The sequence below is a fragment of the Reyranella sp. CPCC 100927 genome, from assembly GCF_007859315.1.
In the GTDB taxonomy this organism is placed as follows: domain Bacteria; phylum Pseudomonadota; class Alphaproteobacteria; order Reyranellales; family Reyranellaceae; genus Vineibacter.
Genome location: NZ_VOHA01000007.1, coordinates 266,316 through 278,775 on the forward strand (window position 1 = coordinate 266,316; position 12,460 = coordinate 278,775).

The following is a 12,460-nucleotide window of genomic DNA, read 5'->3' on the forward strand; positions in this document are numbered from 1 at the left end:
ATGTTTCAAAATAGTGATAAAACTTTATTGTAGCCGGTTCTGTTGACACTTTAGGTAACGTGCACGCTGGTGTCAACGCGCGGGCGTGCGATCACGCTGCCGTCGATCGACTCACACTGGTGCACGCAAGTTCTGAAATTGCAGATGCGGTTTGCGAGCGTGTACGGCGCGGCGCCTCGGTTTTTTGTTTAGCGGAAATATCGAGCGTTGGCGCGGCCGCTCATGTGGAAGTGCTGATGCAGATGGTTATGATGCAGTGTTCTGAGGAAACACCACGGACGAAAGTGTCGCTCATGTCTTCGTTTACACCCGCCGATTCGCGCGGTCGCATCGTGAATCCTTTTTCTGGCCGCGATGTCAGTTGGCTGCTCGATTTCCGTGCCGAGACGCGGCGCGATCACCCTTATCTGGTCTGGGAGCCGTTCGACGGCGAGCGCCAGGTGTGGACCTATGGCCAGTTCCGCGACCGCGTGCTGCGTGTCGCGGCCGGCCTGCACAAGCGCGGCATCAAGGCCGGCGACTCCGTGCTGGTGCACCTCGACAACTCGCCCGAGATGGAATTCCTGTGGTTCGCGTGCGCCCGGCTGGGTGCTGTCGTGGTGACCACCAACACGCGCTCGGCCGGTGCCGAGCTGGAATATTTTACCGAGCATTGCGGCGCCGTCGCCGCCATCACGCAGCCCGAGCTGGCCGAGGTCGTGGCCAAGAATGCCAGGAACATCCGCTGGCTGGCCGTGACGGAGCACCTGGTCGAGGGTGGCGCGCCGCCGGCTGGCCTGGCGCCCGATCGCGCCAGCGCGTTCTCGTCGCTCGATGGCGATCCGGCCGACCTGCCGGCACTGGCCGCCGATCCCTGGCGGCCGGGCTCGGTGCAGTACACGTCGGGCACCACGTCGCGGCCCAAGGGCGTGTTGTGGACGCAGGGCAACGCGCTGTGGGGCGCCCGCACGACGGCGGCGCACCAGATGCTGACCCAGGACGACGTTCATCACGTCGTGATGCCGTCATTTCACACCAACGCGCGTACCTATTCGATCCTGCCCACGATGTGGGCCGGTGGCACCGTGGTGATGCAGCCGAAGTTCTCGGCCCGGCGCTGGTGGGACGTGGCGCTGCGCAACAAATGCACCTGGGCCTCGACCTTGCCGTTCTTCCTCAAGGCGCTGATGCAGAACGGGATCCCGAAGCATCATTTCCGCATGTTCGGCAACGCCGTCAACGAGCCGCCCTTTGACCAGGTCTTCGGCGTGCGCACCATCGGCTGGTGGGGCATGACCGAGACCGTGAGCCAGGGCATCATCGGCGACGCGCTGCTGCGCAATCGGCCGATGTCGACCGGGCGGCCGGCGTCGGGTTACGGCATCCGCATCCTGCGCGATGACATGCAGACGCCGGTGGCGCCGGGCGAGACCGGGCATCTGCAATGCCACGGCGTGCGCGGCATCCAGATCTTCCTGGAGTACCTCAACAACCCGCAGGCCACGCAGGACAGCTTCACCGACGACGGCTGGTTCATCACCGGCGATCGCGTGACGCTCGATGCCGATGGCGCGATCACCTTCGCCGACCGCGACAAGGACATGCTGAAGGTCGGCGGCGAGAACGTCGCAGCGTCCGAGATCGAGCGCGTAATCGCCCTGGTGCCGGGTGTCGGCGAATGCGCCGTGGTGGCGCAGAAGCACCGCATGCTCGACGAGGTGCCGGTGGCCTTCGTCATCCCGATCGAGGGCACGCCAGTCGAGGGCAACAACGAGCTACCCGAGCGGATCATGGCCGAATGCACCGCGAAGCTCGCCGACTTCAAGCGGCCACGCCAGGTGTTCCTGGTCGCCGACATGCCGCGCAGCACCTTGGAGAAGGTACACAAGGTCGAACTGCGCAAGCGCCTGCCGGTGGTGGGTTGAATCTCCTCTCCCGCGAGCGGGAGAGGAAGGGGCCCATCGTGCGCAGCACGATGGGAAGGTGAGGGATCAAGGACAGGGTGCCTCGTGTGTAGCCCCTCACCCGCCGGGCGCTCGCGCGCCCGTCGACCTCTCCCGCCAGCGGGAGAGGTTAATCACACCGCCATCGTGCGTTTCTGGTGGGCGCGGCCGATCTTGGCGGTGTCCTCACGATGGCCGGCGATCACGCGCACGCCTTCGTCGATCCGGGCGACGATGTTTTCCGGCGCACATCCCTCGAGGAACGCCAGCCCACGCCGGCGGCAGGCGGCGAGAATGCGATCGCGCGCGTCTTGCATCTCGGGCGGGTAGGGATCGCGCGGGATCGTGGTGTAGCCCAGCGACAGGCTGAGATCGCCGGGTCCCATCTCGGCGAAGCCGAGCCCCGGCACGTCGAGGATCGCCTCGCAGTTGGCGACGCCCTCCGGGCTTTCCAGCTTCACGCCCAGCAGCAGTTCTCCCTGCGGGTTGAGCGGCCAGGGATCGCAGCGCTGCATGTAGTCATCCGGCGCCAGGCCCCAGACCGGCGCCGCTGTCGGCTCCGAGCCGCGCCCGCGCGTGCCGACTCCGAGTCGCGCATGGTCATCCGGACGGCGCGCACCCCGGAGGCGTTCCAGCGGCGAGGGCAGGGCGGGATCGACGCCCGCCAGCTGGAACGGGTAGCGGCACGACTCGACGAACGCGCGCACCGCATCGGCCGTTTCGGCCTGGCACAGCAGGATGCCATGCACGCCGCGGCCCAGGATCTGGCGGAACTGCCAGGCGTTGAACCGCACATTGGCGGCGTCGGTGCCGTTGACCGGTGCCTCGACGATCACGCCGGGCGTGCGGTGCCCCGACCGCGTCGGCCCGCCGTCGACCAGGCCACGCATGTATTCGGCCAGCCCCGCCATGTCGAAGGCGCCATGCTCCATGCCGACATTGATGTAGTCGGCCCAGGTACCGGCGTCGTGCCGGCCCTGGGCGTAAGTCAGCACATGGCCACTGTGCGGGCCGTCGTAGTAGATCGCCTGGCCCTGGGCCAGCAGCTCGATCGCGCGGTTGATTCGCATGGAGCGTCCCCGGTTGGTATTTTGACCACATGGTTGTCGCTCTGGCCATCTTCTGCAAGCTTCTGGATCCCACAGACCGTATTGCTGCTCGGGCCTTCTCTCACTTTGACATCCAATGAAGCGGTAGGCGGCAAGTGCTGGTCGATATCGGCCCATATACACTCGCAAGTTGCTCAAATTTTTGTCTTCAAGTATCACTGACCAGTGAGATTCTGATATGATGAGGAAATACTACTCGCGAGACAGCAAGATCGGCAAAAATAATGGTAGCGCTGGGTGAACTCCTCGCCGGAAAGTTGACCAATCTGCTGATCGACAGTGTCAGCAAAGGGCTACTGAAGCGAGTAAAAGATCGCAAAGCGTGCGCCGAACTTGGTGCCATCTGTGCTTCCGCGATTGAACACGCAGCCCGGCGAGCACCGCCTCTTGCCGAAGGATTGAGGTCCGCGAGCTTTTTGGATGGCATTATCCTGCCTGTCATGCGGTCTGCTCTTGAAGATCCTTCGCAGTTGATTCAACCAGAAGACCTTGCCAATCGTTACATCGATATGTTCGTTTTGCGCTTTGCCAAGGACGGAAATGTCGATGGGACACTTTTGCGTGTATTCCAGACTGATCGCTCTACACTGATCTTGGCCTTTGAGGCGTTCTTCGTTTCATTGAAATCGGAACTGTACTGCTCAAAGCACTGGCGTGAAGTTGTGCATCACCAAACGACCGAAGCTCTGTTCGCCGATGTCAGTCGCGTGCGTGAGATACTTGAAGGTGAGCGCGCGGATGCCAGGATCACAGTGATCGATTTGAATCGTGCGCAGATTGATGCTGCTAAAGCCTCAGCGGATTTGCAGAACTGGCCGAAGGACATTTTGGGTGTGACACTCGAACGGCCATTGCTGCAGAGCCTCCTTAATCATATTGAGAAAACTCCTGCTGGAACGTCGCTCCTCATTGGTGAGGCTGGCTCGGGGAAATCTGCTCTGCTCGCTGAGATGATTGAACGGCTCGTTGAGCGCGGAATCATACCCTTCGCCATCAAGGCCGACATGATCCCAGCAACAGTGACGGCACTCGACGAGGTGGGGTGCGCACTTGGCATGGTCGGCGACCTGGAGGATCAGATCGCCGCACTGGCGATGCATCGTCCGGTGGCACTGCTGATCGACCAACTGGACGCCGTGAGTAATGTCATGGACCGTCGATCGGAGCGCATGAGACTGCTGCTACGCTTGGTCCGCAATCTCCGTGAGCGCTCCTCAGGCGGTGGGATTGCGCTACGTGTTCATGCCCTGATCTCATCGAGACCGTTTGAGGCTGCCCACGATGCCCGCTTCCGTCGCCTTGGTGCTCAAGAATTTCGTCTAGATTTATTCAGCGCCGAGCAAGTGGTCGAATTGCTTGGCGTATTGGGTATCGACCAGAGCGGCATCGATCCTGGCCTACGTCAAACATTACGCAGGCCGTTTGCGCTCAAGCTCTATGCGGACCTCGTCAAACGTGGTGTCGACGTTTCGTCCCTCGGCTCCGCTTATCTGTTGGAGCGCTGGCTGGATACAGTAGATCTGGGTGCGCCCGACGAGCGGCGTGACTGCGTTGCCTTCATGGTTCAACTGGCGTCAGAGATGATTGAAACCGAGTCGTTGTGGCGCCCCTCCGATCGATTCGAACTGGAATTCCGAGACGCCATACGATGTTGCGAGGCGTGCGGTTTGATCCGCCGGAACGGAAACACGATCGGCTTTTCACATCAGACCTGGCTCGACGATTTTCAGGCCAAAGCCTTTCGGATTGGGACCGATCTCGCCGAATATGTGTGGCAAAATCAGGACAGTCTTTTCATCAGAGCGACCGTGGCCAGGGGCCTCCAACGCCTGCGCGCATATGATCAGCAATCCTTCGTGAGGGCACTGCATGCGCTGTTTCGTGCCAAGCGGACACGCCGTCACATCCACCACCTGATAGTTGACTTGATTGCCACCAATCCAACGCCCTTATCTGCCGAGGGCGGTTGGGTCGAGACGTGGGTCAGGACCGATTTCCCTCTGGCGAGCCGGGCGCTGCGCCAAATCGCCCAACGCTGGGAGGGATGGCGAGGCGCCCTGCGCGATGCACTGCCGGCAGTGATGATGCAGCATGACCTGCGCTGGCAGGCCGTTCAACTCCTGGCCGCAGAGGCATGCGTCGACTCTGATCATGTTTGGGGGTTGGTCAATCTGCACTGGGACGCAGAGCAATTTGATCTAATCGTATTTCAGCTTCTTGATTTGACCGGCCTTATAGGTAGGGGGGCCGCCGACCGGCTCGACACAATCTTCGGCCGAACCACGGTTGATCAGCATAACGTTAGCAGACTTGTGAGCAGGCTAAGATCTGGCGGCCGTTACGAGGAGGCGATCAAAGTCGTCCAGCTCTGGCTCTCTCGCCAAGCGATCAATCGCGATCATCATCCCAAGCTCTATGAACTGGAAAAGCTCGCCGATGCAGCGCCGTTCGGCCTAGCTCGCACACTCGTCCCTTGGTTTCTGAAGTTGGCAACGGCGGAGGTCGAAGATCCGCACCGAGTGCGCGACGAGTTTCCCAGATCACGGTCGTTGCCGTGGGACTGGGACCATCCTCATGAACTCGGAAGTGTGTTTGGAGCCTTTCTCTCTGCGCTGGAGAAGTCGGTTGTTGATCATGCCGAAGAGGCGTGGTTCCTACTCGAACCGTTGTGCGAAGTCGAAGTCGATGAAATACAACAGGTGATCGCTGCGACCCTTATCGCTGCTGGACCTAAACTTGCCCCGAAATCGGTGAGATTCTTGCTGGATGATCCTCGCCGCTTCAACATAGGCAGTGTGCACGTTGATGATGAGAACAACGTAGGTCATCTCATTCAAGGTTGGCATTCTCATGAGCTTGTTGGAGTGATAGCCCCAGAACTCGATCGGAACGTTTTGTGCGAGCTTCGTGATAGCATAGAGCGCTGGGTACAGTATGGTCCGGAGGCGTTTGAGGCAGATGCCGAACTGAAGCGGTGCCGATTGCAATGGGCAGAGGAGGCACGGCTACCTCTCCTCGAACGGCTCCCGCGGCATGTCCTCAGTGCTCGCCGGCACCGCCAAATAAGCGAGTGGCGCGCGAAACAACCGAAGATCAAAGGGCCGCCGAATGCTCGTCGCATGGCCTCGTTGGTCGGATCGCCGATGACTGCCGCGGAGATGGAGCGCGCGCATGATGATGCGATCGTGGGAATGCTCAACAAAATTGACGATCAGACGAGCGACCGAAGGTTTCACAGGCCGGCCAGTCGCGGTGGTGGTGTACGGCAGCTGGCCGATGCGTTCGGAGCATTTGGAAAGGTGCATCCGGCACGCGCTTGTCGAATCGCGCGCGAGCGCATGATTGTTGGCAAACACGAAAGGGCGGCGGGCGACTTAGTGCGCGAACTCGCTGGCGTGAACACGATTGATCCATCGGAAGTACTAACTTTGATACTCGATTTGTGTGGGCGAGGATTTTCATCTGAATCCTGGCGGCAGGATGCAGCCCACGCACTTGAGGCATTGGCCGATCGCCTCAGAGGGCTGAATGATGAGGTCATCGAGGTTCTCGAGTCCTGGCTCGAGGGCGATGCTGACAAAATTGCCCAGCAAGTCTCATCTCGTCGAGACTTTGAAGCAAAGAATCGCAACTCGCGAAGCGAGAAACTCGAAAGCAGCTCGAATCCTATCATGTTTGGGCGGAGGGATCGGCTCGATATCCTCCCGCACCACAACTTCACGATCTTATCGGCAATTGCTGCTGGCCTTCTTTCGCGAAATGAGTCGGACTGTGACGGTTGGCTCACAGCCTTGGAGCGACACGCGAAGCGTCATGAGGATCCCGAAATATGGGCGGCTACGTTCATTTGGCGAGGTAGGGCGCTCGCATGGACAGACAAGGCAAGGTTTGGGGCCTTGATCAGACATCTTTGGATCAAGGATCCACTCATATTCACCGATCTTCGTTTGGCGCATTTTCTGTGGCGAATGAGGGCTGCTGTACCCAAGGAGGTTCTCGGCGGCATCCTGGCAAAGTGGTTTTCATGCAGCGACGATGATGGTCGGGCTGTACAAGCGGCCGCTGAATTCGTTTATGCGGGCCACATCGTTGAACCTGAGAACGCCCTGTACTCCGTCTTGTGGACTGGCATCGATCGTTCGATCGACGCTGTTGAACTAGGTTTGCTGTTCAGCGCAGCCGCAGCTTGGCGAGAGAACGCCCCGACACTCAGGTTGCCGGCCCATGCGACTCTAATGGAAGCCGCGCGAGCAGATAAGGGCGCGCATGCGCGTGCGATCTCAACTGCATTCAGTTGGTCGTCAAAGCTTCCGGCCGACGAACAAACTGCGGAGCTGATTCAGGCTGCAGCTGCTAGCACGCACTTCCTTCGAGCAGCACTTAGTGATCGCTTCATCGATAGCCTTCAAGGACTGCTTCTGTATCCTGGCTTCGATGAGGTTGTTCTCAGCGTTGCTGAGAAAGCCGTTGCGCTGGTTACCAAGGCGGAGCGGCACTCTGGGATGTGGATGGTCGGGCAAGATCTCGTTCACGTCACTGTGGCGCTTCAACGGAGCGGAGGTCCTCTTCGTGCGCGCGCCATGGATCTCTATGAAGACCTACTCGACGCGGAAGTCTACGGTGCCGAGGAAGCTGCGAGAGGCAGCTTGTCTCGATAGTGGATCTGCACGCTATTGCGACTATGATCTGGTGTCGAAAGCGAACGACATCGCGAAAATTTCACGAATAGCATCGATCCAGCGCCTGGCTATGAACAACTGACTTACATAAGCTTGGATGTGCTTGGGACGATTTCGGTAGGCTGCTGGAGACGGCGATGCGAGCAGTTACTCGCGATGGCCGGCAGTAACGCGGATACCTTCGCCGATAAGCGCGATATCCTCCGAGGAACGCCAACGCCTACTGTCCCTGGGCGCAGGTCAGGACGTGGCTGCTGTGCGGGCCGTCGGTAGTAGATCACCTGGTCCTGGCGCCAGCGGCTCGATGGCGCGGTTGAGACGAGTTGGCGGCGTGGATGGTCTCAGGCGTCATCCTCGTCGTACGTCAGGTTACCCAGCATGGCGCGCCACACCAGGGCCATCAGGTCGATGGCGGCCGACAGCCATTGGTTGTTGTCCCAGTAGGCCGCCATGCGCATCATCCGGGCGCCGGCGTGCGAGGGTGTCAGGCGGATCGTGGTCGACAGGTCGGCGATCGCGGTCGGGAACTCGTCGCGAAAATACCGCCCCATGCCGCGATAGTAGTGGACCTGTGCCAGATCGGCCGGCGCCAGGGTGCCGGCCTGGATCAGGCGGGTGCAGGCCGGCTCGGACTCGTCATTGATCAGGAAGTCGGCGCAGTTCTTCCAGTCGGGCGTATCGGGCGGCACCGCCGGGGCAGGCGTTGCCACGGCCATCAGCGCCGCCAGGAGCGCCAGCACGACAAAACGCACGCGGTACACTGCCAATCCTGTCATTCGAGGATCGCCCCTGCGGGTGGGAGGGTGTCGTAGGGCCGTTGGACCGGGCCGTCAATGCAGCGCTCCAGGCCTTGGGTTTCCGCGCCACGAAACGCCATCTCGCCACCATTGATGGCGCTGTCGGCGGAGGATACCGTGTCGGCCAACCAAGGCACTGCCGCCCGCGAGGACCGCCCATGCACATGAACTTCACCGAGGCCGACGTTGCGTTCCAGAACGAGGTGCGCGACTGGCTGAAAGAGAACCTGACGCCGGAGATCGTTGCCGAGACCAAGGTGTCGCGCAACGCCTTCATGAGCCGCGAGCGGCTGGTCGACTGGCAGAAGCGGCTGGCGAAGAAGGGCTGGCTGTGCACCAACTGGCCCAAGGAGTTCGGCGGGCCCGGCTGGTCGCCGACCCAGAAGTACATCTTCGAGATGGAAATGGCGCGGGTCGGCGCGCCAGGCACGTCGCCGTTCGGGCCGCGCATGTGCGCGCCGGTGATCATGAAGTACGGCAACCAGGCGCAGAAGGACAAATACCTGCCGCCGATGCGCAACTCCGATGTGATCTGGTGCCAGGGCTACTCCGAGCCGGGCTCGGGCTCCGACCTGGCGTCGCTGAAGACCAAGGCCGTGCGCGAGGGCGATTTCTATATCGTCAACGGCACCAAGATCTGGACCACGACAGCGCATATCGCCGACTGGATCTTCTGCCTGGTGCGCACCTCCAGCACCGGCAAGCCGCAGGACGGCATCTCGTTCCTGCTGATCGACATGACGACGCCGGGCATCAAGGTCGAGCCGATCATCACATCGGACGGCAACCGTGCCGGCACGCATGAAGTCAACCAGGTGTTCTTCACCGACGTGAAGGTGCCGGCCGAGAACCGGGTCGGCGAGGAGAACGTCGCCTGGACCTACGCCAAGTACCTGCTGGAGTTCGAGCGCGGTGGCGGCGCCTACAGCCCGCGCCTGCGCAGCTCGTTCGACCGGCTGAAGCGGCTGGTGTCGGCCACGGCGGACGGCGACAAGACCCTGCTGGGCGACACGGCCTGGAAGGAGAAGCTGGCGCGCACCGACATCGAGATCGCCGGCCTCGAGATGTTCGAGCTGGAATTCTATTCCCGCCTGACCAGCGGCCAGAATCCGGGGCCGATGTCGTCGATGATCAAGCTGCGCGGCACCGAGGTGATGCAGCAGGTCCAGGAATACGCCGTCGAGGCGGCGTCGCACTATGCCATGCCGTTTCCCACCCAGCGCGTGCCGGGCGCCAATGACGAGCCGATCGGGCCGGAAGGCTCCGACGTGCTGGCGCCGCGCTACTTCAACGGCCGCAAGATGACGATCTATGGCGGCTCGTCGGAAGTGCAGCGCGGCATCATGGCCAAGGCGATGCTGGGCCTGTGATCTCCCTCTACGATCTGGAGTTCACCGACGGCCGGCGACCCAGCCCGTTCTGCTGGCGCGCCAAGTTCGCCCTGGCGCACAAGGGGCTGGCCTGGCAGGAGGTGCCGGTCGGCTTCACCGAGAAGGACAAGATCGCCTTCTCGGGCCAGAAGCTGCTGCCGGTGATCGTCGATCACGCGCAGGGCGATGCCGTCGTGCCTGACAGTGGCGCGATCGCGGCCTATCTCGACCGCACATACCCGCAGAAGCCGCAGCTGATCGCCGATCCGGCATCCGTGCGCTTCGTCAGCAACTGGACCGGTCCGGTCGTGCACGCCGCGATATTCGCCATGATGGTCGCCGACATGTACGCGCGGGTGCGCCCGCAGGACCGCGATTATTTCCGCCAGAGTCGCGCCCGGTGGATCGGCACCGAGGATTTCGAGGCCTTCCAGGCCGCCGCCCGCACCGATCGCCTGGCGTCGTTCCGCCACAGCCTGGAGCCGCTGCGCCTGCAGCTCAAAGCCGGTCCGTTCCTGAGCGGGGAGACGCCGTCCTATCTGGACTATATCGTCGCCAGCGCCTTTCTGTGGGCGCGCAGCGTGACGTCGTTCGCCCTGCTCGACGCTGGCGATCCGATCATCCCGTGGCGCGATCGGATGATCGACCTCTACGGTTTCGGACAAAAAGCGGTGGTCGTGACCTAGGCGCCGGCACCGCGGCACGAATCCTCCGTTGTTGCCATGAGGCGGGCCTCATATGCCGAGATGCGCCGACGGAGGACGGCTTTGAAGCGACCCAGCAGCGATCACCGACAACTTCAGCAGATCATCGTCGGCCTGAGCGACGGCATCGTCCTTGTCGGCACCAACCGGAAGATTCTCTGGGCCAACGACGCGGCATTGGCGATGCATGGCGTCAAGCGTAGCAGCGACCTCGGCGCCACCGCGCGAGAATATTGTCGTCGCTTCCGGTTGCGCTATCGCAACCAGCGGCCGGTGGAGCGCGGGAAGTACCCGATCGAGCGGGTCGCCGCCGGTGAGACCTTCAGCGACGTGATCGTCGAGGTGCGCCGGCCGCGCGATCCCGACTCGTTGTGGTTTCACTCCATCCGCAGCCTGGTAATCGGCGATGATGGCGATACGCCCGACTACGGCGTGCTGGTGATCAAGGACGAGACCGAGCGGTTCCTGGCCGAAGAGCGGTTCGAGAGCACGTTCAACGCCAATCCGGCGCCGGCCATCATCTGCCGGCTGTCGGATCGCTGCTACGTCAAGGTCAATGCCGGTTTTCTGGAGCTGACGGGCTACACCCGCAAGGCCGTGATCGGTGCGTCCTTCGAACGGATCGACGTGCTGTCGGACGCAGCGCAGCGCGACCTGGCGCTGGAGCGGTTCAAGGAGGGCCGCACCGTGCCGCAGATGGAAGGGTGCCTGCCGCTGCCGGGCGGCGGCTACAGGTTCGTGATCGTTGCCGGCGAGCCCCTCACGATCGCGGACGAGGCCTGCCTTCTCTTCACTTTCGCCGACCTTGATCCGCGCAGAAAGGCCGAGACGGCGCTGCGTCAGAGCGAGGAGCGGTTCGCCACGTCCTTCCGGCTCTCGCCCGTGCCGGCCGTGATCTACCGGCTGGAGGGACTGAAGCTGCTGGATGTCAACGAGGCCTTCAAGGCCATGTCCGGATACCAGGAGGCGGAGGCCGTCGGCCGCAGCGCGGCCGACTTGCGGCTGTGGGCCGACCGCAGCGCGCAACGCCAGTTCGAACAGGCGCTGGAGCAGACCGGCAGCGTCCGCATGGTCGATCTGCAGATGCGCACCAAGGACGAGGCGCTGGTCGATTGCCTGGTGTCGGCCGACACCGTCACGATCAACGACGAGACGTGCGTGCTGTGTGTCATCCAGGACATCACGGACCGCAAGCGCTCCGAAGACGAGCTGATCAAGGCGATCGAGACCGTCATGGCCGACACGTCGTGGTTCAGCCGCAGCATCGTCGAAAAGCTGGCGTCGCTGCGCCAGACCTCCCGACCGCGCGCGCACGGTGCCGACCTCGATGAGCTGACATCGCGCGAGCGCGACGTGCTGGGGCTCATCTGTCAGGGCCTGAGCGATGCCGACATGAGCGAGACGCTGCGGCTGTCGCGCAACACGATCCGCAATCACATTTCGTCGCTCTATCAGAAGATCGGCGTCAATCGCCGCGGCGCCGCCATCATCTGGGCTCGCGAACGGGGCATCACCGGCAAGGATTCGCTGGGACCCGCGCGACGCTCGCGGCGCACGCGCTGAGATAAAACTACTAGATCGACTGGTATTTCCCTCTCTTGGTCGGCCACCCGGTGGTTCCTACGTTCCCGTGTGTCAGCAGCACCACCGTCACGGCGGTGCCAGACAGCACAGGAGCCAGCGATGAACAAGGATCGGATCGACGGCGCGGGCAAGCAGGTGAAGGGCGCCGTGAAGGCGGCGGTCGGCAAAGTCACCGGCGACAGGCAGACCCAGGCCGAAGGTGAGGCAGAGAAGGCTGTCGGCAAGGTGCAAAGCAAGATCGGCAAGGCCAAGGACGCCGTACGCGACGCGATCAGGAAGTAGCCGCTTGGCCAGC

At 62.2% G+C, this 12,460-nt stretch carries 8 protein-coding genes; 6 read left to right on the plus strand and 2 right to left on the minus strand.

Annotation, left to right across the window (positions count from 1 at the left end; all coding sequences use genetic code 11):
• Positions 1–293 precede the first annotated feature (293 nt).
• A complete protein-coding gene (locus tag FQU96_RS20925) occupies positions 294–1,904 on the plus strand; it encodes an AMP-binding protein (protein ID WP_146543264.1) in 1,611 nt (536 codons plus the stop codon).
• 152 nt (positions 1,905–2,056) lie between these two features.
• Here FQU96_RS20925 and FQU96_RS20930 read toward each other — a convergent pair whose 3' ends face one another.
• On the minus strand, positions 2,057–2,992 hold the full coding sequence (locus tag FQU96_RS20930; protein ID WP_146543265.1) for an aldolase/citrate lyase family protein: 936 nt from the start codon (positions 2,990–2,992) through the stop codon (positions 2,057–2,059).
• A 263-nt stretch (positions 2,993–3,255) separates the two neighbouring features.
• Here FQU96_RS20930 and FQU96_RS20935 point away from each other — a divergent pair, with 263 nt between their 5' ends.
• A complete protein-coding gene (locus FQU96_RS20935; protein WP_146543266.1) occupies positions 3,256–7,689 on the plus strand; it encodes an ATP-binding protein in 4,434 nt (1,477 codons plus the stop codon).
• A 362-nt stretch (positions 7,690–8,051) separates the two neighbouring features.
• Here FQU96_RS20935 and FQU96_RS20940 read toward each other — a convergent pair whose 3' ends face one another.
• Complete coding sequence (locus tag FQU96_RS20940; RefSeq protein WP_146543267.1) at positions 8,052–8,486, minus strand: hypothetical protein; 435 nt, start codon at positions 8,484–8,486, stop codon at positions 8,052–8,054.
• 185 nt (positions 8,487–8,671) lie between these two features.
• On the opposite strand from FQU96_RS20940, the gene FQU96_RS20945 reads away from it, so the two are divergent.
• The 4 genes from FQU96_RS20945 (at position 8,672) to FQU96_RS20960 (ending at position 12,447) form a co-directional block, all read left to right on the plus strand.
• Positions 8,672–9,877 carry an acyl-CoA dehydrogenase family protein gene (locus tag FQU96_RS20945; RefSeq protein WP_255468423.1) on the plus strand — a complete coding sequence of 402 codons (1,206 nt, stop codon included), beginning with the start codon at positions 8,672–8,674 and terminating at the stop codon, positions 9,875–9,877.
• A complete protein-coding gene (locus tag FQU96_RS20950) occupies positions 9,874–10,563 on the plus strand; it encodes a glutathione S-transferase N-terminal domain-containing protein (RefSeq protein ID WP_146543269.1) in 690 nt (229 codons plus the stop codon). Before FQU96_RS20945 ends, FQU96_RS20950 begins: the two co-directional genes overlap by 4 nt.
• Positions 10,564–10,644: 81 nt before the next feature.
• Entirely contained in the window at positions 10,645–12,144 is a 1,500-nt protein-coding gene (locus FQU96_RS20955) for a PAS domain S-box protein (protein WP_255468424.1), read from the plus strand.
• 120 nt (positions 12,145–12,264) lie between these two features.
• The gene (locus FQU96_RS20960; protein ID WP_146543270.1) at positions 12,265–12,447 is read left to right on the plus strand and encodes a CsbD family protein; all 183 of its coding nucleotides are present in this window, start codon (positions 12,265–12,267) and stop codon (positions 12,445–12,447) included.
• Positions 12,448–12,460: the final 13 nt, after the last annotated feature.